Annotated in this window: 20 protein-coding genes; 13 read left to right on the top strand and 7 right to left on the bottom strand. The window is 71.5% G+C overall.

Annotation, left to right across the window (positions count from 1 at the left end; genetic code table 11):
* Positions 1 to 78: 78 nt before the first annotated feature.
* On the bottom strand, positions 79 to 888 hold the full coding sequence (locus G5T42_RS06800) for an ABC transporter permease (RefSeq protein ID WP_165127076.1): 810 nt from the start codon (positions 886 to 888) through the stop codon (positions 79 to 81).
* Complete coding sequence (locus G5T42_RS06795; RefSeq protein ID WP_165127074.1) at positions 885 to 1,880, bottom strand: ATP-binding cassette domain-containing protein; 996 nt, start codon at positions 1,878 to 1,880, stop codon at positions 885 to 887. Before G5T42_RS06795 ends, G5T42_RS06800 begins: the two co-directional genes overlap by 4 nt.
* Before the next feature lie 229 nt (positions 1,881 to 2,109).
* On the opposite strand from G5T42_RS06795, the gene G5T42_RS06790 reads away from it, so the two are divergent.
* The 12 genes from G5T42_RS06790 (at position 2,110) to G5T42_RS06735 (ending at position 15,353) form a co-directional block, all read left to right on the top strand.
* Complete coding sequence (locus tag G5T42_RS06790; RefSeq protein WP_165127072.1) at positions 2,110 to 2,877, top strand: FHA domain-containing protein; 768 nt, start codon at positions 2,110 to 2,112, stop codon at positions 2,875 to 2,877.
* On the top strand, positions 2,874 to 4,019 hold the full coding sequence (locus G5T42_RS06785; protein ID WP_165127070.1) for a DUF6177 family protein: 1,146 nt from the start codon (positions 2,874 to 2,876) through the stop codon (positions 4,017 to 4,019). The genes G5T42_RS06790 and G5T42_RS06785 overlap by 4 nt, the downstream gene beginning before the upstream one ends.
* Positions 4,019 to 4,303 carry a hypothetical protein gene (locus G5T42_RS06780; protein WP_165127068.1) on the top strand — a complete coding sequence of 95 codons (285 nt, stop codon included), beginning with the start codon at positions 4,019 to 4,021 and terminating at the stop codon, positions 4,301 to 4,303. The genes G5T42_RS06785 and G5T42_RS06780 overlap by 1 nt, the downstream gene beginning before the upstream one ends.
* Positions 4,300 to 5,649, top strand: a complete 1,350-nt coding sequence (locus G5T42_RS06775; RefSeq protein ID WP_165127066.1) for an EsaB/YukD family protein — start codon at positions 4,300 to 4,302, stop codon at positions 5,647 to 5,649. The genes G5T42_RS06780 and G5T42_RS06775 overlap by 4 nt, the downstream gene beginning before the upstream one ends.
* Positions 5,646 to 6,437: a hypothetical protein gene (locus tag G5T42_RS06770; protein ID WP_165127064.1), complete on the top strand. Its 792-nt coding sequence runs from the start codon at positions 5,646 to 5,648 to the stop codon at positions 6,435 to 6,437. The genes G5T42_RS06775 and G5T42_RS06770 overlap by 4 nt, the downstream gene beginning before the upstream one ends.
* On the top strand, positions 6,434 to 10,564 hold the full coding sequence (gene eccCa / locus G5T42_RS06765; protein ID WP_165127062.1) for a type VII secretion protein EccCa: 4,131 nt from the start codon (positions 6,434 to 6,436) through the stop codon (positions 10,562 to 10,564). The genes G5T42_RS06770 and eccCa overlap by 4 nt, the downstream gene beginning before the upstream one ends.
* 132 nt (positions 10,565 to 10,696) lie before the next feature.
* Positions 10,697 to 11,020: a hypothetical protein gene (locus tag G5T42_RS06760; RefSeq protein WP_347104354.1), complete on the top strand. Its 324-nt coding sequence runs from the start codon at positions 10,697 to 10,699 to the stop codon at positions 11,018 to 11,020.
* Between the two features lie 20 nt (positions 11,021 to 11,040).
* Positions 11,041 to 11,352: a pore-forming ESAT-6 family protein gene (locus tag G5T42_RS06755; protein WP_165127058.1), complete on the top strand. Its 312-nt coding sequence runs from the start codon at positions 11,041 to 11,043 to the stop codon at positions 11,350 to 11,352.
* Positions 11,353 to 11,372: 20 nt separating this feature from the next.
* A complete protein-coding gene (locus tag G5T42_RS06750) occupies positions 11,373 to 11,717 on the top strand; it encodes a DUF6507 family protein (RefSeq protein ID WP_165127056.1) in 345 nt (114 codons plus the stop codon).
* On the top strand, positions 11,718 to 14,198 hold the full coding sequence (locus G5T42_RS06745) for a hypothetical protein (RefSeq protein WP_165127054.1): 2,481 nt from the start codon (positions 11,718 to 11,720) through the stop codon (positions 14,196 to 14,198).
* Complete coding sequence (locus tag G5T42_RS06740) at positions 14,198 to 14,479, top strand: hypothetical protein (RefSeq protein ID WP_165127052.1); 282 nt, start codon at positions 14,198 to 14,200, stop codon at positions 14,477 to 14,479. The genes G5T42_RS06745 and G5T42_RS06740 overlap by 1 nt, the downstream gene beginning before the upstream one ends.
* A 484-nt stretch (positions 14,480 to 14,963) precedes the next feature.
* The gene (locus G5T42_RS06735; RefSeq protein WP_165127050.1) at positions 14,964 to 15,353 is read left to right on the top strand and encodes a hypothetical protein; all 390 of its coding nucleotides are present in this window, start codon (positions 14,964 to 14,966) and stop codon (positions 15,351 to 15,353) included.
* A 121-nt stretch (positions 15,354 to 15,474) separates the two neighbouring features.
* On the opposite strand, the gene G5T42_RS06730 is transcribed toward G5T42_RS06735, so the two are convergent.
* The 4 genes from G5T42_RS06730 to G5T42_RS06715 all read right to left on the bottom strand — a co-directional run bounded on the left by G5T42_RS06730 (position 15,475) and on the right by G5T42_RS06715 (position 20,674).
* Positions 15,475 to 16,863 (bottom strand): glycine--tRNA ligase, encoded by a 1,389-nt coding sequence (locus tag G5T42_RS06730; protein ID WP_165127048.1) that lies wholly within the window; start codon positions 16,861 to 16,863, stop codon positions 15,475 to 15,477.
* 130 nt (positions 16,864 to 16,993) lie between these two features.
* Positions 16,994 to 17,725, bottom strand: a complete 732-nt coding sequence (locus G5T42_RS06725; protein ID WP_165127046.1) for a DUF2071 domain-containing protein — start codon at positions 17,723 to 17,725, stop codon at positions 16,994 to 16,996.
* A gap of 22 nt (positions 17,726 to 17,747) precedes the next feature.
* On the bottom strand, positions 17,748 to 18,785 hold the full coding sequence (locus G5T42_RS06720) for a hypothetical protein (RefSeq protein WP_165127044.1): 1,038 nt from the start codon (positions 18,783 to 18,785) through the stop codon (positions 17,748 to 17,750).
* Positions 18,786 to 18,799: 14 nt separating this feature from the next.
* On the bottom strand, positions 18,800 to 20,674 hold the full coding sequence (locus G5T42_RS06715; protein ID WP_241245991.1) for a substrate-binding and VWA domain-containing protein: 1,875 nt from the start codon (positions 20,672 to 20,674) through the stop codon (positions 18,800 to 18,802).
* A 164-nt stretch (positions 20,675 to 20,838) separates the two neighbouring features.
* Between G5T42_RS06715 and G5T42_RS06710 the strand changes: the two genes are divergently transcribed.
* Positions 20,839 to 25,368, top strand: coding sequence for a DUF11 domain-containing protein (locus G5T42_RS06710; protein ID WP_165127042.1), 4,530 nt, complete (start codon positions 20,839 to 20,841; stop codon positions 25,366 to 25,368).
* On the opposite strand, the gene G5T42_RS06705 is transcribed toward G5T42_RS06710, so the two are convergent.
* Positions 25,365 to 26,693, bottom strand: a complete 1,329-nt coding sequence (locus tag G5T42_RS06705) for an alpha-hydroxy-acid oxidizing protein (protein WP_165127040.1) — start codon at positions 26,691 to 26,693, stop codon at positions 25,365 to 25,367. The genes G5T42_RS06710 and G5T42_RS06705 overlap by 4 nt on opposite strands.
* Positions 26,694 to 26,709 lie beyond the last annotated feature (16 nt).

The raw sequence follows: 26,709 nt of genomic DNA, 5'->3' as shown, positions 1-26,709 counted from the left end.
GGGAGCGCCCAGATCGCACGAACTGCGGCTCGGCGTGGGCCGCGGCCGCAGTTCGTGCGATCTCGAGGGGCTGCGGGGTCAGGCCCGGCGCATGTACGCCCGTACGGTGAGCGGCGCGAACACCGCGACGATGACCGCGGCACCGATGATCGTCGCGACGACGTCGGCTCCGGCATCCGTCCCCATCGTCAGGGCGCGAGCGGCCGACACGAGGTGCGAGACCGGATTGATCGACGCGAACCACGCGAGTGCCGGCGGCAGCGTGTCGATCGGCACGTAGGCGTTCGAGAGGAACGTCAGCGGGAACAGGATGAGGAACGAGATGCCCTGGACGGATGCCGCGGTCCGCGCGATGACGCCGAAGAACGCGAAGATCCAGCTCAGCGCCCACGACGCTCCGATCACGAGCAGGCCCGCGAGCAGGACGCCCGTGAACCCGGCCTCGGGCCGGTAGCCCATGACGAAGCCCGTCGCGAAGGTCAGCGTCGTCGCGATGGCGTAGCGGAGGGTGTCCGCGAGGAGCGCACCGGCGAGAGGCGCGACCCGGGCGATCGGCAGCGACCGGAACCGGTCGAAGACGCCCTTCTCCATGTCTTCGCGCAGCTGCACGCCCGTGACGACGGAGGTCGTGATGACGGTCTGCACGAGGATGCCGGGGAGCAGGAACGGCAGGTAGGTCTCGACGCTCCCCGCGATGGCGCCGCCGAAGATGTAGGCGAACATCACCGTGAAGATGATCGGCTGCACCGTCACATCGATGAGCTGCTCCGGCGTGCGACGGATCTTGATGAGCCCGCGACCGGCCATCGTGAGCGAATTGCGGATGGACTGGCCGATGCTGACGTGGTTGCGCAGCGGCGCCGCGGGGGTGAGGACTGCAGTGGTCATGCGAGGCTCCCTTCGAGCTCGGCTTCTGCGCGGGTGTCGGCGCTGTCGACGCCGTGACCCGTGAGGGTGAGGAAGACCTCGTCGAGCGTCGGCTTCTGCACGCTGAGCTCGGCGAGCTGGATGCCCGCCTCGCGGAGCGTGACGAGCAGATCGGTCACGAGGTCGGGGTTCTGCATCGGCGCCGTGAGGCGCGTGGCCTCGGGCGAGGCCGTGACGGGCACGCGGAGGATGCGCTCGACGGCCGCGCGCACGTCGTCCAGGTCGGCGGCGTCGGCGGGGCGCAGCTGCAGGCTCGACGTGCCCACCGAGGCCTTGAGCTCGTCCGACGTGCCCTCGGCGACGACCTTGCCCGTGTCGATGACGGCGATGCGGTCGGCGAGCTGATCGGCCTCGTCGAGGTACTGGGTCGTCAGGAGCACGGTCGAGCCGTCGGCGACGAGGGTGCGGATCGTGTCCCACATCTGGGCGCGCGTGCGCGGGTCGAGGCCCGTGGTGGGCTCGTCGAGGAAGATGAGCGGCGGACGTGCGATGAGGGATGCCGCGAGGTCGAGGCGCCGGCGCATGCCGCCCGAGAAGTTCTTGAGGGGCCGTTTCGCGGCATCCGTCAAGCCGAACTCCTCGAGGAGGGATGCCGCCTTGCGACGGGCGTCGGGGCGGCTGAGGCCCAGCAGGCGTCCAAAGAGCACGAGGTTCTCGGTCGCCGACAGGGTCTCGTCGACGGAGGCGTACTGCCCCGTCACGCCGACGAGCTGGCGGACGACCTGCGCCTCGCGCTCGACGTCGTGGCCGAAGATCTCGGCGCGGCCGCCGTCTGGGCGGAGGAGCGTCGCGAGCATCCGGATGGTCGTGGTCTTGCCCGCGCCGTTCGGGCCGAGGACGCCGTAGACGGTGCCCGCTTCGACCTGCAGGTCGACGCCGTCGACGGCGCGGTTGTCGCCGAAGACCTTGACGAGGCCCTCGGCACGCACCGCGGGGGTGGAGGTGGAAGTCATGGGATTGCCTTTCTCTGAATGGCCTTCCCCAGAGTGCGCCGCGGGCGCTGTCACGCCGCTGTCAGGGCGGCGGCGCCGCTGTCATGTCGCTGTCGCTCCGCTGTCATCGCCGATGCGTCGCACGCCAGGGCGGCGCATCGCCGATGCGTCGCGCGCCAGGGCGGCGACGGCGGGCGGGGTGAGGCATCCGTCTAGAGTGGTGGGGTTCCCTCGGGGGAAGCACCTTGCGATGACGACACTGGACCAGACGACGCCGGCCAAGGTCGATCCGCTGATTCTCACGGCGCCCGCGCGCGCCGGGCAGCGGGTCGCCGCGCTCGCCGTCGACGTGCTCGTGCCCGTGGCGATCGCCGCGATCGCCGTCCTGCTCTTCCTGGTCGGGGCGACGGGCGCCGGGTGGGTCGTCGTGCTCCTCACGCTCGCGCTCGTCGCCGTCACGGTCGCGACGCTCGGCCGGTCCGGGCTGACGCTCGGGCGCATCGCGGCCGGTACGCGCACCGTGGAGCGCGCGACAGGCGCGGCGGCCGGGGCATCCGTCCTCGCGAAGCTCGTCGCGGGGCGACTCGGCACATACGACATCCACCGCGGTCGCGACCCCTTCGCGCCCGCCTTGTCGCCGTTCGAGTTCCCCGTTCAGCAGCCGGCCGTCGCGGCGCCCGCGCGCAGCACTCTGACGCCCGTCGTCGAGCTCGACTCCGGCCAGCGGTTCACCCTCGACGCGCCGCTCGTGCTCGGGCGCAATCCGACGGCGCCGGTGGATGCCCCGGCCGAGGTCTACCGCTGGGCCGACCTGTCGCGCACGCTGTCCAAGTCGCACGCGCGGCTCGAGTGGGACGGGCGCCGCGTCTGGGTCACCGACCTCGCCTCGACGAACGGAACCTTCGTGCGGACGGGCGGCGCTTCGCAGCCGCTCATCGCGCACCAGCGCACTCCTCTGGCCGCCGAGGCGATCCTCGAGCTCGGCGACCGCATCGTCACCGTCAGGGTCCCCGCATGAGCGCCGTCGCCACCGACCATCCCCTCGTCGACGGCGCCGGACCCGGCTGGGTGGCGACCGAGACACGCGCCGACGTCGTGGCGCTGACCGTCGGCATGAGCGACTTCCTGCACCGCGTCGCGACGGCGGGCGATCGGCCCCTCGTCGTGTCGGGCGAGTACTCGCGCATGACGCAGCCGCTCTCCGAGGCCCTCTCGGCCGTGCAGGGGCACTGGGTCATCCGCACGGCGGAGGACGGGTGCTACGACGCCCGGACGGGGGCTCCGCTGGCCGAGCCGCAGGCCGTGCTCGACCTCCCCGCGCACCCCACCCGCGACGGCGTGCATCCGGCCTTCGTGCGGGCGTCCGTGGCGACGCGCCTGCAGGTCGTCGCGACGGTGTCGACGCGGCACCGCGTGAGCAGGCCCGTGCGCCTGGGCGGTGTGCTCGAAGCCGCGTCGGAGCGCTTCGCCGGGCGATCGCCGGATGCCTGGGGCCCCACCGAGCCGCTCGTAGCCCCCTGGGATCGCGACGACCTGACCGAGCGCACGCGCCGCCGGATCCCGATCGACAGCCGCTGGGCCGCCGTCACCTCCGGCGACCACCCCCTTGTCGGGACGCTGCACCTCGCGCGGACGGCAGAGGGGGTCGAGGAGACGACTCGCGTGTGGGCCGATGTCGCCGGCGCCGGGGACGAGCGGGCGGAGGGCATCGGTCTCGCCGCGCGCGAATTCCTCGCGAGGGCGGCGGGGATCGGGATGCCGCTGCTCGGCGTCGCCTTCGCCGCCATCGGCTCGCCCGACCTCGCACGCCGGTCGACGGCCGCGATGCAGCCGGAGCCGCTCGCCCTCCTCGTCGGCCCGCCGGGGGTGCGGGCGGCGGGCATCGAGCCCAAGCGCTGGGCCGACGAGTTCGGAGCCGCCGTGGTCGGCAGTCCGCGGCTGCCCGGGGTGCTGCTGCGCCTGGGCTCGCCGGCGGGCGGCGGGTGGCAGCGCCTCGCCGAGGTGCTCGGCGCGCTCGACCCCGCACGGGTCGGCGCTCTCCTGTCCGTCTCGCCGCAGGTGGCGGCTCGGCTCCGCGCCGGCGGTGCGGGGACCGCGCCCGGCTTCCCGGGCCCCGGTCCGGAGTACGACCGCTCCACCCCCGGCGAAGGGACGGCCTGATGCCCGATCAGCGCGACACTGTGCTCATCGAGCAGGCGAGGATCCAGCGCATGCGGCTGGGCTCCGCCCTGCTCTACGGCCGCATCGACGAGCGGCGCACGGTCAACGACCACTCGAAGCGGCTCATGGGCTCGCTCATCCTCGCGGCCGTCGCGTGCGCCGCGTGCGTCGGCATCTCGTTCGTCATGCAGCTGCTCGCGAATCAGCAGGCCGCCACGCCGTCGCCGACGAGCACGTCCGTCTCGGCGCCTCCGTTCGACTCGACCCCCTGGGAAGCATCGTGAGCCCCTACACCCGGCTGACCGTCGCAGGCAGCACCCGCCGCGCCGAGGTCGTCGTCTCGAGCGACGAGCCCCTCGGGGCCGTCCTACCCCGTCTCCTCGATCTCCTGGGCGAGACGGGCGGCACGGTCGCCCGCCCGCTCACCCTCGTCGCGACGGACGGCGAGCAGCTCGACATCGGCCGCTCCCCGCAGCAGCTCGACCTCGGCGACGGCGCCCTGCTCCGACTCGTGCGCCTCGACGCGGCGCCTCCGCCCCCCGTCGTGATCGACGTGACGGATGCCGCCGCCGACGTCCACGACACGCGGCCCGACCGCTGGGACGATCGAGCCCGCGCCGTCGCGGGAGGCGTGGCCATCACGATCGCGGCGGCGGCAGCGGGTCTCCTCGCCCCTTACGGCGGCGCGGTGACGGCGGCCTGGGTGCTCCTCGTCACGATCGTCGTCCTCCTCGCCATCGCGACGATGCTCGGCCTCCTGCGCCTCCCGGGGGTCTCGGCGTGCGTGAGCGCGGCCGCCGCTGGCCTGACCGTCCCGCTCGGAATCGCCTCTCTCACGGCCGCCTCCGGCGTCGCGCCGGACTTCGCGACCGCCGCGCTCATCGGGGCGGCCGTCGCGATTGCGGCGGGATCGACCGTCGTCCTGCTCGGGCTCGGGGTGGCGCTGCGCCGCCCGGGGGCCGCGGCGGGCGGAGCGGTCGGGGCCGTCCTCGCCTCGATCCTGCTCGTCCTCCTGCTCCTCGGCGTCGGCGCGGCAGCATCTGCCGCCGTCGCGGGAACGATCGCCGCCTTCGCGACCGGTCCGCTGCCCTGGATCGCCCTCTCCGCCGCGGGCCTCACGCGCCTCGACCAGGGGGTCGCGGCCGGCGAGCGCCTCGAACGGCCTCGGGCCTCCGCCTCGATCGACGACGCCTACTCCGCGCTGACGTGGAGCGTCGTCGCCGTGTCCACCGTCCTCGCGGTGACCGGCGTGACGCTCGTGCTCGCGTCAGAGCTGTGGAGCGGACTCCTCGCGCTGGCGTTCGCGCTCGTCGCGGCCCTGCGCTCGCGCGCCTTCCCTCTTCGGGCGCAGGTCGGGTCGCTGTGGGCGGCCGTCGCCGCCATCGCGGCCACCGCCCTCCTGACCCAGCTCACCGGCACGCTCGCCTGGATCGGCGTCGCCGCCGCGGTGCTCGCGGCGGCGATGATCGCCGTCGCGGTCCTCGCTCGGCCCGCGCCGCACGTCCGAGCACGCCTCCGCGGCATCGGGAACGTCGTCGAGACGCTCACCGTCGTCGCGCTCCTCCCGCTTCTTCTCGGCGCGCTCGGCGTCTACGCCGAGCTGCTCGGCATGTTCGGCGGCGGCTCGTGAGCACCCTCGCGATCCGCGACATGCCGGCCGCTCTCTTCGGGAGCGCCGGCGCGCGCCGCGCGCGATTGACGGACTGGGATGCCTCGATCCGCGGCATCCGCTCGACCTCCCGGCGCATCGGGTTCGTGTCCCTCGAACCGGGCGCCGGTGCGACGACCCTCGCCGAGCAGGTGCTGCGGGTCATCGCGGCACGTCGCCCCGACCCGGCCCTCGCGATCGACGTGTCCGGCGGCGAGCGCGATCTCGGCGCGCGGCTCGGGGCCCCCGCGACGGCGCCCAGCGACGCGCGTGCCGGTGCGCGCACGACCGCGGACGCGCTCACGGGACTCTCCACCGGAATCGGCTGGTACGCACTCCGCCCGCCTCTGCCCGATGGAGGCGTCGCGGCGTGGCTGTCCGAGGCGGCGCCGATCACGCGGTTCTTCGACGTGTCGATCACGGACTTCGGGACGCGGCATCCGCTCGTCGACCTCGCCGCGTGCTCGGCGCTCTGCGACGTCGTCTGCCTCGTCAGCGACGGGCGGCGCTCGCCCGCCGAGCTCGCGCGGGCCGTCGCACCCGCCATCGCGGCGCTGCCGGAACGGCCGACGCCGGTGCTCGCCCTCGTCGACCACTCGCGAGCGGGAGGCGCTGTCGCGCGCACGATGGCCTCCGACGAATGGCCGGTCGTCGGCATCCCGTTCGATCGCGGCCTGCGCGGAGGCGGCCGCCCCGCCGGGCCTGCCCGCGACGCCGTCCTGCAGCTCGCGGCGACGCTGCTGTCGGCGCGGAAGGCGGTGGCCGCGTGACGGTCCGCGTCGTCCATCGCCCCGCCCGCGTCACGGAGCCCCTCGACGAGCCGGCCGAGGTCGTCCTCGCATCGCCGCCGCCGATCGGCGAGAGCTCGACCCCCTTCCCGGTGCAGTCGCTCCTGCCGATCCTCGGCAGCCTCTCCTCGATCACGATGATCGTGCTGCTGCGGAACAACCCCGTCATGGTCGTCGTGGGCGCCGTCATCCTCGTCGTCGCGCTCGTCGGCGGTCTGGGCATGGCGTTCACGGCGCGCGGCAACGCGGTCCGGCAGCGCCGCATCCAGCGCGAGCGCTACCTCGACTACCTCGAGGAGCAGCGCGCGACGGTCCGAGAGATCGCCGAGGCGCACCGGGATGCCTCGCTGGCCCTCGACCCCGCACCCGGCACGCTCGTCGAGGTCGGCGCCGATCCCGCCCGGCGCTGGGAGCGCCGCCCCGGCGACCCGGACTTCCTGCGGGTGCGGATCGGCACGGGCGACCTCCGCGCCGTGGAGGTGCGCCTGCCTCCCGAGCAGAACCCCGTCCAGCCCTTCGACCCGGTCATGAAGGGTGCCGCCGCCCGGCTGGTGCAGCTCGCGGGCGTCGTGCAGGGCCTTCCGGCCGTGCTCGACCTCGAACGCGGCGGTCACGTCTCGGTCGTCGGTCGGCGGGAAGAGGCCGTGGGCGTCTGCCGCGCCATCGCGGCGCAGATCGGTGCCCTGCACTCCCCCGACGACGTGCACGTCGCCGCCGTCATCCCGACGTGGGCCCGCGCGGAGTGGGAGGGGATCGACCTCCTCCCCCACGCCTCCGCGTCGACGGTCCCGCACGGGCAGGTCGCCGCGCGGCGCGTCGCCCCCACCCTGCCCGAGCTCATGACCCTCCTCTCGGAGGAGCTCCGCGACCGCGTCGCATCCGCTGCGGCGACCCGTCGCAGCGGCCGGCGCACGAAGCCCGCGCGTCTCGTGATCTTCATCGACGAGGGGACGGATGCCGCCTCCCCCCTGCCGAGACTCGACTCGGCGCTCGACCTCGCCGACCTCGGCATCACGGTCGTCCACGTCGTCGACGACCGTCTCAAGGAGCCCTCGGCCGTGTCGGCCCGCGTCACGCTCGACGACGGAACGGCCAAGGTCGAGACGCCCGGAGCCGGCGAGGACGCCGTGACCGGCATCCGTCCCGATCCCGTGCCCACCGCCCTCCTCGAGGTGATCGCCCGGCCGCTCGCGAGCCTGCGGCTGACCCGCACGAGCGCCGTGGACGCGCAGTCGACGCTCGCGCCCGACGTCACCGAGCTGCTCGGGATCGCGGACGTCGACACGATCGACCTGCGTGAGGCGTGGCATCCGCGCTCGGCGGGCGACTTCCTGCGCGTGCCGATCGGCGTCGACGACCGCGGCGCTCCGGTGCTGCTGGACCTCAAGGAGTCGGCGCAGCTCGGCATGGGTCCGCACGGCATCTGCATCGGCGCGACCGGCTCCGGCAAGAGCGAGCTCCTGCGCACGCTCATCCTCGGCCTCGCGCTCACGCACTCGCCCGACGACCTCAGCATGATCCTCGTCGACTACAAGGGCGGGGCGGCCTTCGCCCCCTTCGCCGGCCTGCCCCACGTCGCGGGCATCATCGACAACCTCGCCGACGACCCGCAGCTCACCGAGCGCGCTCGGGCGAGCATCCAGGGCGAGGTCGTCCGACGCCAGCGGCTGCTGAAGGACGCGGGGAACGCGGCATCCATCGGCCACTACCGCCAGCTGCGCCGAGAGCGACCCGACCTGCCCGCGCTGCCGCACCTCTTCCTCGTGATCGACGAGTTCGGCGAGCTGCTCACGGCCGAGCCCGACTTCGTCGAGCTGCTGCTCACGATCGGGCGCATCGGCCGCTCGATCGGCGTGCACCTGCTGCTGTCGAGCCAGCGCATCGAGGGCGGCCGGCTGCGCGGCCTCGACACCTACCTGTCGTACCGCATCGGCCTGCGCACCTTCTCGGAGTCGGAGTCCGCCGTCGTGCTCGACACACCGGACGCCTTCCACCTCCCCGCGATCCCCGGATTCGGCTATTTGAAAGTCGACACCTCCGTCTATACGCGCTTCCGAGCCGGCTACGTGTCGGGCCCCGTGCCCGCTCCCGTCGAGGCGGGTCCCTCGCGCTCGGACGAGCCGACCCTCCTCGAGCTGCCCCCGTACGATCGGGCGGCGGCCGACGACGACGATCTCGTCGTCTCGCCCGGTGCGCCGGAGACGCCGACGACGGGGCGGACCCTCGTGCAGGCCGCGACGTCGCGCCTCACGCGCGGCGTCACCCGCACCCGTCCGGTGTGGCTCCCGCCCCTTCCTCCCGTGCTGACGCTCGGCGGCGTGCTCTCGACCGCCGAGGGCCGCGGCGGCCTCCGGGCGCCCGTCGGACTGCTCGACGACCCCAGCCGGCAGCAGCAGGCGCCGTGGCTCCTCGACCTGACCCGCTCGGGTGGCCACGTGTCGATCACGGGCGCACCCCAGTCGGGCCGATCGACGTTCCTGCGGACGCTGGCGGCCTCCCTCGCCTTCACCCACTCTCCCCGCGAGGTCAGCCTCTACGGCATGGACCTGACGGGCGGCGGGCTCGCCCGGATCGAGCCGTTCCCGCACGTCGGCGGCGTCGCCACGCGCGGCCACCGCGAGCGCCTCTCCCGCCTCCTCGAGGAGCTCACCGGCATGCTGGCGACCCGGGAACGGGTCTTCCGCGAACACGGGCTCGACTCGCTGGCCGATATGCGCCGACAGCACGCCGAGGGGCGGCTGCGCGAGCTGCCGAGCGCCGACGTCGTGCTGCTCGTCGACGGGCTCGGCGCCCTCCGCGCGGAGTTCGAAGACCTCGAGCAGGCGTTCGGACAGCTCCTCGAGCGCGGCGGCAGCTTCGGCATCCACGTCGTCGTGACCCTGTCGCGGTGGAACGAGCTGCGCCTCAACCTGCAGGGCCTCGTCGGCACGCGCCTGGAGCTCAAGCTCAACGACCCGGCCGACTCGCAGGTGGCGCGCAAGCTCTCGTCGACGCTGCGGGCCGACGAGCCGGGCCGCGTGCTCACCGACGACAAGCTCTTCGCCCAGGTGGCCCTGCCTCTCCTGGAGGAGGTCGACGACGCCGACGTCGGCGAGGCCCTCGAGCGCATCGCCCGCGAGAGCGCCGCCCAGTGGGGCGGCCCCGGCGCCGCGCCCATCCGCCTGCTTCCCGAGGATCTCACGCCGCTCGAGCTTCCCGACGCCCTCGACGAGCCCGACGAGATCGCGGTGGGGATCCGCCAGGACACGATGACCCCCGTCCTCCTCGACCTCGCGAACCGCGATCCCCACCTGCTCGTGCTGGGCGACTCTCGATGCGGCAAGACGACGGCGCTCCGCGGCGTCGTGCAGGGGGCCATCGACCGGCACTCGCCCGAGGAGCTGGTGATCGCCCTCATGGATGCCCGCGGAGAGCTCGCCGCCGACGTCCCGGACGACTACCTCGGCGGCCATGCGACGTCGGGCCGCCAGGCCCGCCTGCTCGCCGAGTCGATCGCGACGGAGCTCGAGAAGCGCGCCGGCGACCGCAGCGCCGGCGGCCCGCGCATCCTCGTGATCGCCGACGACTTCGACATCCTCGCCGCAGGCGGCGCGGAGCCGCTGCGTCCGCTGCTGCCCTACCTCGCATCCGCGCGCGATCTCCGCCTCAACGTCGTGGTGAGCCGCCCCGTCGCCGGGGCGTCGCGAGCGATGTTCGACGTCGCCCTGCAGGGCGTGCGCGACACCGGCGGCACGGCGCTCATCATGTCGGGCGACCGCTCCGAGGGTCAGCTCCTCCCGAAGCTCTACGCCGAGCCGATGGTCGCCGGCCGCGGCCGGCTCGCGCGGCGCGGCGAGCGTCCCACGCTGGTGCAGATCGCGCGCTTCGAGCCCACGTCGGCGGCGGTTTCCACCGAACCGCTCGGCGCGGAGGCGACGGTCGCAGCGGCCGAGGCCGCCCCCGCCGCGCCGCCGCTCGAAGCGGTCGAGGGGACGGATGCCGGGGCATCCGTCGTCGTCGAATCCTCCGTCGATACCGGTGCTGCACCTCTCCCCGGCGGGGACGGCGAGACGCCTCGGACCGACGCGATCCCGCTCCGCCGGAGCCGGCGGAGGGCCGATACACCATAGGTGCGTCCGCGGAAAAGGGGACACGGGGGCGGTGCGACCATCGGCTAGCCTGGTGGACGTCCACGGAAGTCGAATCAGATCGGTGCGTTCCGTGCGCCGCGAAGAAGGGATGACGGACGAATGAAGTTCGCAATGGGTGCGGATACCCTGACCACGCTGACGAAGGCCACCTCGGGGTCGAGCGACGACCTGTCGGTGCTCGTCCGCCAGCTGTTCGAGGCGGCCGAGCCGCTCGAGGGCCGGTTCCAAGGTGCCGGACGCTCGGCGTTCGATCGCTTCAAGGGCCGCACCGATGCCATCTCGGCAGAGCTCAAGGCAGCCCTCGACGGCGTGCTCGGCGGCATCGGCGGCATGAACCGCTCGTTCATCGAGGGCGAGTCCGCGATGGTCGACCAGACGCAGAGCCTCGAAGCGGGGTCGTCGTTCGACGCCGCGCGCTTCGGCTCGAGCCGCTGAACCGGAAGGGACTGAGAGACATGGCGAACCAGAGCGACCGTCGCGACTACGACATCGCGGCATCCCAGAACGCACAGGACAACTTCAACCGCGTCGCGGCACAGCTCGAGGCGCTGATCGACCAGCGCGATCGTGACGTGCAGGCCGCGATGGCCGACTACGCCGCAGAGGGCGTGTCCGAGGACTACCGCGCCAAGGAGACCCGCTGGAAGAACGCGGCGGCCGAGGTGCGCGGCATCATCAACACCCTCCGCTCCTCGCTCGAGCGCAACGACGAGTCGGCGCAGGACGCGCTGCGCAAGGCGCGTGCGGCTGTGGAGTCGATCGGCTGAGTCCGGTCCGCAACTGATCGATGACGCACTGGAGCATCCAGCCGTCGGGGGTCGTATCCGTCCTCACGGACGTCAACACCTACGCGACCGCCCTCGGTGAGGCATTGAACGGGTTGAGCCCCGCCATGGAGGGGGCGGTGACGGCGACGCAGTCCGCCGCCATCTCAGAGGCGATCCAGTCGTACTTCACGCTCGAGGAGGGTCCCCGCATCCAGGGCATGAACGCCCGGATCGGTGCCGCGGCATCCGGAGTCGTCAAGGCCACCGAGGCCTACGTCGCGGGTGATCTCGAGATGGCCGCAAACGCGCAGTCGGCTTCGGTCGCCGCGGTGTACCCGCCCGACCTTCCGCGGGGGGTGAGGTGAGTGCCTTCTGCCATCGATCCCGACAAGATCCCCGGTAAGGACATCGATCCGGACGCGATCGAATCGAACGCGTCGACGATCAAGACGATCGGCGGCTCGGTCCGCGACAACGGGTCGAACGTGCACCTGAAGTGGCAGGGCATGGCCGGGGTCTACGAAGCCCCCGAGTCGGGCACGCTGCTGGGACTCATGCAGCCCGTGTCGTCGCAGGCGACGACGGCCGGCGACAACCTCGAGGTCGTCGCAGGCGCGCTGACGCAGTTCGCGGCCGACGTGCGGCCGATCAAGGCCGAGCTCGACTCGCTGCGCCTGCAGGCGCAGGCCTTCCGCGATGAGATCGCCGGCGGCGTGCAGGTGCAGGAGCTCAACCCCGCCTACCTCAGCACCCAGGGCTACTACGGCACCACACCGGCGTACTCCGGCTACTCGCCGTATTCGACGTCGAGCGGCAGCTCGACGACCGCGGCCGCCGACATCCCCAAGTACCAGAGCGTCACGAAGGAGTGGCACGAGGTCCAGGAGTACGTCGACCGCAACAACGATCTGATCAGCCAGGTCAACGCGCAGCAGGTCGCCCTCTGGGAGGCCGAGCGCACGTGCGCCAACAAGATCCGCGCTCTGTTCGGCGGAGCGCCGCTGCACGCCTACGAGTCCGAGAACGATCCGCTGGGCTACGGCCTCGATGAGATCCCCGAGGGCACCGAGATGCCGTGGGGAGCTCCGGTCGAGCGCAGCGAGGGCTGCGGCGAGGCCACCGCGAAGTTCGTCTTCAAGGACTTCCTCTGGGAAGGCGTCATCGTCGGCGGCGTATGGGGCACGATCGAGGGCCTCGGCACGCTCGTGCTCGGCTACAACCCCGCGACCGGCGACTGGTTCTCGGGCGACGCGTACGGCGCGGCGTGGGGCAACCTCGGCCTCCTGGTCGCCTCCGGTGTCATGAATTCCCCCGTCCTCGGACCCCTCATGTGGGCAGACCAGGGCATGGAGGCCTTCGGCGGCGGCGGGTTCCTCCCGCAGGAGGTCCGCGACTTCAAGGCCAAGGCCGACGAGGCCGCCCTCAACACGGGCAAGGCGCTCATCGCCTGGGACAAGTGGGCCGACGACCCCGGCACCGCGCTCGGCGAGTCGGTCTTCAACGTCGGCACGATCCTCATCCCCGGCGGCGCAGCGGTGACCGGCGTGAAGACGGCCGGGACCGCGGCATCCGTCCTGTCCAAGATGGCCCGCGTCGTCGACCTCGTCGACCCGGCATCGCTGGCCCTGAACGGCGTGACGCGCCTCGGCGGCCTCGGACTCGGATCGCTCGACAACATCATCGGCAACCTCGACCTCGGTTCGAAGCTCGACGCCCCCCACATCGAGGTCTACACGGCGACCGACACCGCGTCGGCGCTCAAGGCGCTCGACGATTGGGGCGTCGACATGAACACCGTCACAGCCCACGTCGACGGTCTCGGCAACAACGTTCTGGAGTTCCCCGGCGGCAAGATCGAGCTCCCCACGGGCTCGTTCGACAACGCCCTCGACGGTGTCCGCGGGGGCGACGGAGGGGTGGATGCCTCGGTTCCGTCGCCCGTCCGCGAGCCCGAGCTCGTGAACGCCGGCGGCGTGCGAGGCGAGACCGGTCCCGGCCCCGTGAACTCGATCGTCGACGAGGCGCCCGTGCGCACCGAGACGGGCGGGCCGGGCGAGTCGACCGTGGTGCGCGACCCCGAGACGACCGGCGGCACGCATACCGGCTCTGGCGGAGCCGGCCACGGAAGCGGCCATGGCTCCGGCGACAGCTCCGGCGGTGCCGGTGGCAATGGGCCCGACGACGGCGGTGCGGGCAGCGACGGTCCTGACGTTCGCGGGGATGAGACCCACGGTTCAGGCGACGACCTGACCGAGGGCACCGGCCCAGAGAACCCGGTCGACGGTGCCGCTTCGCCGAACAACGGTCCGGACCCACAAGACGTCGACCAGGTGTCGATCGGCGATCCGAGCATCTCCTGGGGAGGCGACTCCGGCTATGTCGACATCCGCTCCGTTCTCGACAACCCGACGCCGGAACCGCCGGTCGGCCCCGTGACTCCCGATGACGTCGTCTTCTCGATCGACCCGGACAAGCACGTGTTCTGGTCTGGTCGCACCGAGATCGATGTCGCGGGAGCGACGAAGCCCTACGGCAGCGGCGGCATCGCCGCTGGACTCGCGGAACGGTACGGGGCGACGACGCTCGAGCTGTACCTGCGCGACCACGCCATCGCCATGCCCCCTTGGGGGCGAAACACCGAGCACCTATGGGGCGAGGTGTCACGGAAGTTCGCAGAGAGCGCGTCGGGCGAGGTACGCGTCGTCCTCGGCCGTAGTCTGCGCCCCGGAAACGTCTGGGAGACCTACGAATTCGACGCACTCCGCAGCAACCCGGCCGTGACGAGGATCATTGCGATCGACCCGCAGTCCGGATCCATGCGACTGCTCTTCGACAGGGGGACCTGATGACCAGCGACGCTGTCCTGAGTGATGCCGTCTTTCGTTACGTCGGTCTAGACGTCAGTCCTCTTCCCGGCAGGCACCCGGAGCGCATCCAGTCTTCTGAGGAACGCGCCGAGGTCGAGGGGATCATCGCGCGTCTCGATGCGGTCGAACCGGACGAGACCGCGGACGATCTGTTCGACTGGGCCGAGCGGGAGGTTGACCGACTCCTCGCCACGGGCCCGGACCTCAACGCCCAGGCGCGCGAAGCGCTCGTGTCGCTCCTCAGTTTCACCTGGCGGTGAGCATCGGCGTGGTGACGTCTGACGTGCGAAGCCCTCGTGTCGATGACGTAGATCCCGTGGCGATCTGTCGTGATCCGCAACGCCGCTGAGGCTCGCCGACTCGGATCGACCCGACGCCGACGGAAGAGCGACCGAGGAACGGATGCCTCTCAGCAGCGTCGCACTGACAGCCGAGCCGCTCCGATGGTGACGACGAATGGCTGACCTGCTGGATGCCGGGCCGCTCGACACGTCGCGCGCGAGCTGCTGGCGCGGGCCGAGGCGGCCGGCGGTGTGCCGTGCGTCCTCGTCGGTGACACCGAAGACGACGGGCGCTGGTAGGTCCAGGGCTATCAGAGCCGCGCCTTCGTCGAGGACGGCGCCATCATGCGAGCCCTCGCCGGCAACGTGACAAGGGTCACCACGCCCCTCCGCGAGGCCGGATAGGCTCGGCAGGTCGCGGCGGATCCAACGTCCGCCGCCCGCAAGAGCAACGGAGGAACGGATGCCTCGCAGCAGCGTCGCACTGACGTCTGAGCCCCTCAGCGGCGACGCCGTCGTCTCGGCGGCGGGCCGCTTGTGGACCGCGACTGCCGGAGCCGATGCTGAGCCGCTGGAGGTTCGCGTGCTCGACGAGGGCGCCGTCCTGCAGCTCGTCGCCGGCGGCGAGGTCGTCTTGTCGGTTCTGCGGCCGCGGATGCTCCCCCGCCTCGACGAGGTCGAGCGGCTGCTCCCCGACGCCGAGGCGCCCGAGGGCACGCAGTGGTGGACGGATGCCTATACCCCCTGGCAGGCCGAAGGCACGATCGGCGTCGCGATCCTCGATGCGGCGGCCGAGGCATCCCGGGGCATCGTCGTCCACCAGGGGCTCACCCCGAACCGCATTCCTCGCTGATCCCGCTAGCCCCGCGCTGACCGCGCCGAGATCGCGCGAATCACCGTCAGCCCGACCCGCGACCGGTGATTCGTGCGATCTCGAGCCCCACCGGCCGACCCAGCGCCCCCGGGAGGCCGGGTCAGGCCCCGCGCAGGCGCTCGGCGAGGTAGTCGATGAGACCCTCGAGCGGCACGCGCTCCTGGCCCATCGTGTCGCGGTCGCGCACGGTCGCAGCCTTGTCGTCGAGCGAGTCGAAGTCGACCGTGACGCAGAAGGGCGTGCCGATCTCGTCCTGGCGGCGGTAGCGGCGGCCGATCGCGCCGGCGTCGTCGAAGTCGGTGTTCCAGCCGTGGGCGCGGAGGTCGTCGGCGAGCCCGCGCGCGATGGGTGAGAGCTGCTCGTTGCGCGAGAGCGGCAGGACAGCGACCTTGACCGGCGCAAGGCGCGGGTCGAGCTTGAGCACCGTGCGGGTGTCCATGCCGCCCTTCGCATTCGGTGCCTGCTCCTCGTGGTACGAGTCGACCAGGAACGCCATCATCGCCCGCGTGAGGCCGAACGACGGCTCGATGACGTAGGGGATGTACTTCTCGTTCGTCGCCTGGTCGAAGTAGCTGAGCGACTGCCCGGATGCCTCGGAGTGCGAGCGCAGGTCGTAGTCGGTGCGGTTGGCGATGCCCATGAGCTCGCCCCACTCCTTGCCCGGGAAGCCGAAGCGGTACTCGACGTCGATCGTGCCGTCGGAGTAGTGCGCGCGGTCCTCTTCCGGCACGTCGTAGCGCCGGATGTTCGCCGGGTCGATGCCGAGGTCGGTGAACCAGTTCCAGGATGCCTCGACCCAGTGCTCGAACCACTCGCCCGCCTCCGCCGGCGGCACGAAGAACTCGATCTCCATCTGCTCGAACTCCCGCGTGCGGAAGATGAAGTTTCCGGGCGTGATCTCGTTGCGGAACGCCTTGCCCACCTGGCCGACGCCGAAGGGCGGCTTCTTGCGCGAGACCGTCACGATGTTCGCGAAGTCGATGAAGATGCCCTGCGCCGTCTCGGGACGGAGGTAGTGCACACCCGACTCATCGTCGACGACACCGAGGTAGGTCTTCATGAGGCCCGAGAAGGCCTTCGGCTCGGTGTACTGGCCCTTGACGCCGCAGTTGGGGCACGGCACGTCGCCGAGCCCGTTCTCGGCCTTCCGCCCCTTGCGCGCCTCGAAGTCCTCGATGAGCGTGTCGGCGCGGAAGCGCTTGTGGCAGTTGAGGCACTCGACAAGCGGGTCGGTGAACGTGGCGACGTGACCGGATGCCTCCCACACACGCTTGGGCAGGATCACCGACGAGTCGAGGCCGACCATGTCGCCGCGGCCGCGCACGAAGGTCTGCCACCACTGGCGGCGGATGTTCTCCTTGAGCTCGGTGCCGAGGGGACCGTAGTCCCACGCCGAGCGGGATCCGCCGTAGATCTCGCCCGCCTGGAAGACGAACCCGCGGTGACGGGCGAGGGCGATGACTTTGTCGAGGCGGGACTGCTCGGCCACGGTGGCTCCAATGGTCGGGAATGTGCGGGGGTGTCGCGGAATCGCGGGAAGGGCGACGGATGCCGAGGCATCCGTGCATCTATGAATCCTAGCCGGGCGCAGCCTCGAGCGCCCGCGGGGTCCGCGGAGGTCAGAGCGGCACGGGCCGGCCGAAGACGACCGGAACCCCGGGCGAGTAGAGGACGCTCGGCGGCGGGCCGTCCGGTGCGGGCAGGCCGGCCGCCGCGATGAGCCCTTCGTCGAGGTCGGTGAGGGTCGCACGGTGAAGGGGCCAGCGGGGGTGGTCGTTCGGGACGTACAGCGTCCTCCCCCACGCGCGGGTGTGCAGCGCCCAGCGGGCGGTGACGAAGTGCTCGAGCGGCGTCGGCTCGGCGATCGGCTGTCCGACCTGCACCGAGAAGCGCACCGGGGCGCGGCCGGTCACATGGCGCGCGCTCCGGTAGGACACGACGTCGCCGGTGCGGGTCATCCGCATCCGTGACCACATGTACCGCAGCCGGAGCGCTGCCCGTGCGCCGAGGACCGGCACGAGCCGCGAAGCGTCGAGGGATCGGAAGACGACCCCGCGACGGCCGAGGCGGTCGACGCTGTACAGCCGCACGTTGGTCTCGCAGAACGTCCCGAAATACGGCAACCCGGGCCCGCGGCCGAGGCCGAGGCCCTCCATGCGGAAGCCGATGATGCCGACGAACGTGACGCCGTCGAGGATGTCGGGGCGGGTGCCGGCAGGGAGGAACGGTGCGACGACCTCCGGTGCGACGGGCCAGTGCAGGAACGTCGCCTCCTGCCAGCGCTGCACCATCAAGGGCCGCTCGACCGGGCGCGCGGGCTCGGGAGTGACGTCTTCGACGAACTGATCCATGGCCCCCCGCGCGACTCCGGAACTATTCGGCGGCGGGCTTCGGCGGCGGGAAAGGCCGGTCGTCCGACGCCTGGTCGAAGGCGCGGTCCCAGTCCTGCAGCTCCTTGCGCCGGCCGATGAGCCCGTCGAGCGAGACCTGGAAGTGCAGGCCACGACGCGCATTGACCTGCTTGATGTTCTCGAGGAGCTCGGTCGAGACGCCGTCCAGGGCGCCCTGCACCTCGCGCACCCGGTCGTCGGGGTCGTCCCACAGGTTGGGGTGCCGCAGGATGTCGAGCAGGTAGTCGCGGTTGAGGGCCGCCGTCAGCTTGCGCAGCTTGTCGTCGTACTCGACGGCGGCGATGTTCACCTGGTCCTCGACGCTGCGCCGGTCGAGGCGGTTGAAGAGCTCGGTGACGTTGTCGGCGAGCACGCCGATCTCCTGCGCCGTCTGCGCGGCGACGGCGTTGCCGGATGCCCCGACCGCCGCGTACTCCGGGACGAGACCGCGCAGGGCCACGACCTGGGCGCGCACGGCGTCCGGCAGCCCGCGGTTCTCGCTCGCTCGGCGGCGACGCGATCGCACGACGCCCACGACGGCGATGCCGGCGCCGAGGAGAACGGCGATCGTGAGGCCGATGCCGACGACGGGTCCGGCATCCACCCCCGGCGACGATGTGGCCGGGGTCTCGGCGATGATCTGCTGCACCGTCTGGGTGAGCGCAGCGTCGACGGAGTCGCTCGAGTTCTCGGCCTCGTTCGCGATGCGCAGCGCCTCACCCTTGGCGAGGGCGTTCGACCCGGCCGCCACGTCGTCGCCGACCGCCACGACGATCGTGTCGTACCCGGGGTTGGCCGATGCGAGCTCGCGGACGATGTCGGACGCCGACCCCTCGAGCCCCGCATTCTCGGAGAAGACGGCGACGCCGATCGAGGCATCCCCCACCTGCTGGTCGAGCTGCTGAGCGAGGGCCGGCGCGTTCGCGACCTCGTCCGAGACGTACACATTCGAGTTCTGCAGCGCCGCGACGGCGTCGTCGATGTACCCGTTCGTCGAGAGCGGGATCGGCGGAACCGGCATGATCCTCCCGCCGACTAGAAGTTGTTGATGACCGAGGCGAAGACGAGGTCGATCTTCGCCGCGTCCGACGCGTCGAACCACTGGCCGCCGGTCGCCTCGGCGATGCGCCGGAGCGCCGACGTGTCGGCACCTTCACCGTACGCGATCGGGAAGATGCGGACCGGCGCCGAGTCGTTGCCCTCACGGGACGACTTGCCGATTTTCGCGAGCAGCGAGTCGAGCGATGTCGACGAGTCGGTGTCCTGCCCGTCCGACAGCACGACGATGGCGTTGATGCGCCCGGGCTCGGCGCGCTGCTTCATCTCGTCGTACGCCTCGGCGATCGCGTCGTAGAGCGGCGTGCCCTGACGGTTGGAGAAGCGCAGGTCTTCGATCGAGGACTGCAGGGACTCCAGGTCCGACGCGAGGGGCGAGACGTCGCGGACGACGGCGATGTTCTCGCCGGCGGCGGATTCGAGCCCGGTCGTGAAAGCCCAGACGCCGACCTCGTCGGTGCGGCGGAAGTGGCCGAGCGTCTTCTGCGCCCCTTCGATCGCCCCGTCGAGCTTCGAGCGGCCGTCGCCGATCGGGTCGTCCATCGAGCCGGAGATGTCGATGACCTCCAGCACCGACGAGGGCTTGCGGATCTGCGTCCACTGGTCGATGGCCGTGGAGACGACGTCGACGCCGGGCTTCGGCAGCGACACCGTCGGCTTGGCCGGATCGACGCCGAACTTCTCGGTGAAGAGCTCGCCGAACGGCACCGACTCGTCGAGCGGACGGAAGCCGTACTCGGGGAGGATGCGCTGCGCGGCTTCGGTCTGCAGGAAGGCCGCGAACGCGAGGCCCGCTTCCCGCTGCACGTCGTCGACCCAGGGCGCGCCGAGCACCGTCACAGGGTTGTCGGACCACATCGATCCGCCCTTGGGATAGACGGCGACGAGCTTCTCTTTGGGAGGGGTGAGCTTCTCGCCCGGCTGAACGGTGTGCGAGTCGGGGTTGCCCTGGTTGTAGTTGAGGAGCGAGGTCTCTTCGAGCGCGATCGCCGAGACGTAGCCCGAGCCCCCCGTGCCGTTCTGCGTCTGGTCGTAGAGGCGCGAGAGCACCTTGCCCGTCGTGTCGCCGTAGTGGATGACGCACTCCTCGAACACCCGCGAGAAGTCGGCGGCCGCTTCGACATCGGCTGCCGTCAGGTCGGAGGTCTTGCCGGATGCCTCGTACGACTGCATCAGGATCGTCGACAGCCCCGTCGTCGAGGTGTTCGGGTTCGTCTTCGAGATCTTGAACGAGCCCCAGAGGTCCTTGCCGACGCTTCCCCAGCCTTCGGGGTCGGAGCACAGCTTCGCGAAGTCCGCGATGCCGATCTCGGCCGAGGGCCAGCCGAGCGCCTTGGCCATCGTCTCGGGAACGCCGAAGACGACGGGCGTGTGGGTGAACGACTCGGGCTCGCCCACGAGCGACGGGGATGCCGCGGCGGCGACCCGCTCGGTCCAGACCGTGGAGGCGGGCGACCACATCGTCGGCCAGCGGCGCGTGTTCTCGTCGGGCCAATCGCCGCCCGCCGTGAGATAGCGGGTGGCGTCGCCGGACGAGACGTTGATGGGCCGTACCGTGGCACACGTGTCGAGGCCGTCGAACTCGGGCGACTCCTTGAAGGCGTCGGCGAGCGCGTCGAGCATGTTGACCTTCTCCGACGACGTGGCGATGACGACGTTCGTGCAGCCGTCGTCGGCGAAGTCGCCGCCGTCGCCGTCCCCGCCGTCCGGCCCGGCGCCGAAGCATCCGGCGAGCGCGACCATCGATGCGATCGTCAGCACCGAGATCGCCGCGAGCCGCGCGGAACGCGATGCCCGCGGGTGGGGCGACGAGTGTTCAGAACCGGCGAGGGTGCGCCGAGGGCCGGCCATCATGGGAAAAGCATAAAGGGCCGGGAATTCCGCGTGCACCGGGGTGGGGACGACGGATGCCGCGCCCCGCGCTGCGGCGCGGGAATCCGGGGGTGTGCTCCCCCGCGGCCCTGTGATTGACTCACACCATCCGCACACCGGGGGGTTCACGCGTGCACACGAGCTGGATGAGTCGACGTACCTCTCGGCCGCCCGTGCGACGTGCCGTCGCCGCCGTCCTCTCGGCCGCGCTCCTCGTGGGCGGGCTTTCCGCGATCGCCGCTCCTGCCGCGGCCGACCCCCCGACGGGTGGCTCCGTCATCGTCGACGAGACCTTCCGGGGCGCGACCGTCGCCGACCCGGGGTGGACCGTTCAGGGCGACGCGTGCCTGACAGGTGCGGCAGCCGGCGCGACACCGCCGGCGGGTGCGGCGCAGATCCCCTCGTGTGTCGCGCACCGCTCGGGGCCCGTGCCGCCGATGGGCGGTGCGCCGGACGGCTTCCTCCAGCTCACCGACACCGCCGGCAACCGGGCAGGAAGCATCCTGTACAACCGTCCGGTGCCCGCGAGCAGCGGCATCTCGGTGACCTTCGAGCAGTACCAGTACGGCGGGAACGGGGCGGACGGCATCGGCTTCTTCCTCGTCGACGGGTCGACCTCGCTGACGAGCACCGGCGGTCTCGGCGGCAGCCTCGGCTACGCCCAGCGCAACAGCGAGCCCGGAGTCAACGGCGGGTACCTGGGAGTCGGGCTCGACGCGTACGGGAACTTCTACGGCGACGGAGAGAACCGCGGTGCGAACTGCCCGGTCGGTCAGAAATCGCCCACGACGGCGTCAGGTGCGCTCGCACCGAACGTCGTCACCCTCCGGGGGCCGGGCAACAACCTGACGGGCTACTGCTGGCTCGACTCGACGGTCCCGAAGCCCATCACGAACCCGACGAAGCCGGGGACGACGCTCAACGGCGGCACGGGCACGCTGCGCGCCGCGACGCTGGCGGCGTCGAAGCGAACCGTCAACGTGCAGGTCACTCCGGTGACGCCCGCCACTCCGGTCGCGCGCGTTATCGTGCAGATCCGCTACACCGACGCGGGTCCGTGGGTGACCGAGCTCGACATCCCCGCCCCGTCGAACACGCCGTCGACCTACAAGTTCGGCTTCTCGGCCTCGACCGGCGGGTCCAACGACGTCCACCTGCTCCGGCAGATGCGAATCGAGACGATTCTTCCGCTCGCCAGCCTCGCTCTCGAGAAGCAGGTGGACCGAACCGGCACGGCGCTGCCGCCCGTGATCACCGTCGGAACCGCTATCCCCTACCAGTACACCGTGACCAACACCGGAGCACCTGTCACCGGCCTGTTCGTCACCGACAACCAGATCGCCACGGCGAACATCGTGTGCGACGCGACGAGCCTCACGACGGCTCCCGCGGCGGGCTCGTCCACCGTGTGCCGCGGCTCGCATATCGTGACGGCGGCGGATGTCGCTGCCGGCCAGGTGGTCAACATCGCGACGGCCACCGCCGTCCCGCAGGGCGGCGGAATCGTCACGTCGCCCGAGGCGACGGTGACGGTCCCGCTCGTAGCGACCATGACCATCTCGAAGTCGGTGACGACGCCACCTCCGTACTCGATCGGACAGCAGGTCGCGTACTCGTACACGCTCACGAACACCGGGGGCAGCATCCTCCGCGGCTTCGTCGTCAGCGACGACCGCATGGCATCCAATGCCATCACGTGCCTCAGCGGCGAGCTCGCCCCCGGCGCCTCGACCACCTGCTCGGGATCGCACGCCATCCAGGCCGGGCAGATCAACAGCGCCGGGTTCCTCGTCAACACGGCGTCCGTAACAGGTCAGACACCGATCGGGCAGCGGGTGACGGCGGGACCCGCGCAGGCTCAGATCCCGGTCGCGACCGACGTCGGGGTCGCCAAGACCGTCGACGACAGCGCTCCCCTCGTCGGCAGCGACGTCACGTTCACGATCACCGCAACGGGCAACGGACCGGCGACCGCGACAGGTGTCGTCATCACCGACCTCGTGCCGGACGGCGACCCCGTGGGCAGCATCGTCTACCAGTCGTCGACCGTTACGCAGGGCGCTTACAACCCGCTCACCGGCGCGTGGACCGTGGGCACACTCGCGCCGACGCAGACGGCGACGCTCACGATCACGGCGACCGTCAACACCGGCACTCCCTTCACGAACACGGCGGTGCGGTCGCGCACCGATCAGCCGGACCGCGATCCGACCAACGACGTCGCATCCGTGACGATCAACCCGGTGCAGCCGTCCATGGACATCGCGGTCACGAAGGACGTCGATCTGCCCGAGATCCCCCTCGGCGCGCAGGCGACCTTCACGCTGACGGCTACCAATTCGGGGCCGCAGGACGCGACCGACGTCGAGGTCCGCGATGCGCTTCCGCCCGGACTCACGTTCGTTCCCGACGCCCCCGGAGACCCGGACGACGGCACGTACGATCCCGTCACCGGCATCTGGGACATCGGAGCCCTCGCGGCGGGGGACACAGCGACACGGACCATCACCGTCATCGGATCGGCGCTCGGCAGCTATGTCAACCTCGCCGCACTGACCGGGAACCCGAGCCCGCCCGACAGCAACCCCGGCAACAACGCGGACTCGGCGACGTTGCGCGTGGTGCCGGCGAGCTCCGACCTCGCGGTCGTGAAAGCCGTCTTCCCCCAGCGGATCGAGGTCGGTCAGGAGGTGACGTATCAGCTCGCGGCGTCCAACCTCGGGCCGGATGCCGCGCAGCAGGTCGTGGTGACGGACCTCATCCCCGCGGGGGTCGTCGTGCTGAGCGCGACGGCGACCGTCGGCACGATCACACCCGACGCGAGGACCTGGAATATCGGCGCGCTGGCCGTCGGGCAGCAGAACGTCACGGCCACCGTCACGGCGCGGATCGATAACGCGGGAACACTCGTCAACACCGCGACCATCAGCTCGCCCGTCGTGGACGACCCCGACCCGACGAACAATTCGTCCTCGGCGACGGTGACGTCGGCCGAGCCTGAGCTCGACATCGCCGTCGGCAAGAGCGTCGACGTGCCCTCCGGCGCCTCACCCGACGCCGTGCCGCTCGGCGACCAGGTCGAGTTCACCCTCACCGCCGAGAACATCCCCGGTCCGTCGAACGCCACGGCGACGGATGTCGTGCTGACCGACGCGCTTCCGGACGGCCTGGAATTCGTCTCGAGCGCCGGCGATGGCGCCTACGACCCCGCGACAGGGCTCTGGACCCTCGATTCGATCGCACCGGGAGCCACTGCGACCCGCACCGTCGTCGCCACGGTGACGGAGGCCATCTCGTTCGTGAACACCGTCAGTCTCACCTCTCTGACGCAGATCGACTCCGATCCGACGAACAACAGCGCATCCGTGCAGGTCGTGGGCGCCGTCGTGGCGGACCTCTCGATCACGAAGACCGCCGATCCGGCGATCGCGCGACCGGGCGACCACGTCACGTACACGGTCGTGGTGGCGAACGACGGCCCGAACGACGCGACGGGAGTCATCGCCTTCGACCCGTTCATGCCTGCGGCGGTCATCATCGACTCCTCGGTCACCGCCGGAACCTTCGACGAGGGCACCCGTGAATGGACCATCGGGGACCTCGCCGCGGGAGCCGACGCGACGCTGACCGTCGTCATCGAAGTGCAGCGGCCCGGCTGGACCCGCAACGTCGCGGTCGTGCTGGGACTGGACCAGACCGACCCGAACCTGGACAACAACGTCGACGACGCCGAGCTGTTCGTACCGGCGGCGGACATTGCCGTCGAGAAGACGGTCGACGCCCCCATCGTGTTCGTCGGCGACGACGTGACCTTCACCGTCCTGCTGTGGAATTACGGTCCGGATGCCTCGGGCGCCGTCGTCGTGAACGATCTGCTGCCCGCCGGACTCACCTTCGTGTCGGCGGCACCGAGCATCGGCACCTACGACCCGGCTACGGGAGCGTGGACCGTCGACAACCTCGAGGCGGCGAACCTTCCCCTGGCCGGGGCCGGCAGAGGGACTCCCCCGCCACAGGCGACCCTGACCATCGTCGCCACCGTCGATGCCGTGGGAGACTTCGAGAATGTCGCGACCGCTCCCCGGGAAGCGCCCGATGTCTTCGACCCCGATCTCGACAACAACGATGCATCGGCCGTCGTGACGGCGGTCCCCATCGAGGCGGAGCTGCACATCACCAAGACGGTGGATCCGGCATCCGTCCTCGCGGGTGGAGCGGTCACCTTCACCATGACCGTCTCCAACGCCGGTCCCGCCGACGCGGAGGACGTCGTCGTGGAGGATCCGTTCCCCGCGGGCGTGACGCCCCGGTCGACCGACACTCCGGGCTGCGAGATCGTCGCGGGGGTCTTCCGCTGCGACATCGGGACCCTCCCCGTCGATGCGACAGCGTCCCTCTCGGTCACGGCCACCGTCGATGAGGTGGGGCAGTTCCAGAACACCGCGACCGTCTCGACCTCGACCACCCTGGCGCCCGGATCCTCGTCAACGGCCTCGGCGACCGTCATCGGGGTAGCGAACTCGGGCGGCGGCTCGGGCGGCGGCGGGACGCTGCCGGTCACCGGCGGCACGGGGCCAGGGTCGGCCACGCCGCTCGCGGCGGTGGTGCTCACGATGACCGGCGTGCTGCTGCTCCTCTGGTCGCGGCGGCGGCGCCGTGAGGAATCGACGGCTTAGACGGCGCGGAGCGAGTCACGCCCGAGCTCGGCGATCGATGTGCAGCCCGCGAGGCCGAGCGTGATGTCGAGCTCGGCGAGGGTGTTGCGCACCACTTCGCGCACGCCCTCCTCCCCGGCGATCGCGAGACCGTACGCGTAGGGCCGGCCGAGGGCCACCACCGTCGCGCCCAGCGCGAGCGCGATGGCGACGTCGGCGCCCCCGCGCACGCCGGAGTCGAAGACGACGGGAACGCGGCCGCCGACCCGCTCGACGACGGCCGGCAGCGCGTCGAGCGTCGGGACCGACCGGTCGATCTGCCTGCCGCCGTGGTTCGACACCCACACGCCGTCGGCTCCGGCGTCGAGGGCGCGCGCCGCGTCGTCCGGATGCACGATGCCCTTCAGGATGATCGGCAGGCTCGTCCACTCGCGCGCCTTCGCGAGGTCGTCCCACGTCAGGGCGGGCGTCGAGAAGACGTCGAGGAAGGTCTCGACAGCGGCACGCGGCAGCGGCGAGCGCAGGCTCTCGCGCACGCCGGCCCCGGTGAGCGCCGAGCCTTTGCGAGCGATCGTGACCCCCGCCTTGACGGTCTTCGGGGTCACGCGCACCTTCGGGGCTGCGGGCGCCGCGGCATCCCGTCCTCGGCGCACACGCCCACGGACGAGCTCCTGGAAGACCGGGTCGCTCGTGTACTGCGCGATGCCGAGTCCGCGCGTGAACGGCAGGTAGGCCAGGTCGAGGTCACGCGTGCGCCACCCCAGTAGGTGCGTGTCGAGGGTGATGACGATCGCCTGGCAGCCGGATGCCTCGGCCCGCCGCAGCAGCGATGCGTTGAGCTCGTCGGAGGCCGACCAGTAGAGCTGGAACAGCCGCGCGCCGTCGGGCGCGGCATCCCGGACCTGCTCCATGGGGAACGAGGCCTGGTTGGAGAGCGTGTACGGAACGCCGAGGGATGCCGCGGCCCGCGCCACGGCGAGATCCGCCTCCTTGTGGGCCATCTCCATCACGCCGAGCGGCGCGAGGAGCAGCGGCGTCGGCCGGCGCATGCCGAGGAAGTCGGTCGCGAGGTCGCGCGTCGAGACGTCGCGGAGCGGGCGGGGCCACACCTGATGGCGCTCGAACGCGGCGCGGTTGGCTGCCATCGTGCGCTCCGCCCCCGCACCGCCGGCGATGTAGGCGAACGCCTCGGCGCTCAGCGCCCTGCGCGCAGCGTGCTCGAGCGCGACCGGGTCGACGGAAACACGAGGGCGGGTGCCGCTGATGCCCGCACGGTAGATGTCGGACTGGGTCCGGCGCGAGATTCCGCGGGCCGCGGCCGGATCGAGAGGAGCGACGTTGCTCATCCCGTCAGCCTACGGC

This window comes from Microbacterium sp. 4R-513, assembly GCF_011046485.1.
Lineage (GTDB): Bacteria > Actinomycetota > Actinomycetes > Actinomycetales > Microbacteriaceae > Microbacterium.
The sequence above is the reverse complement of the archived record's forward strand: the minus strand, read 5'-3'. Positions and strand labels throughout refer to the sequence as shown.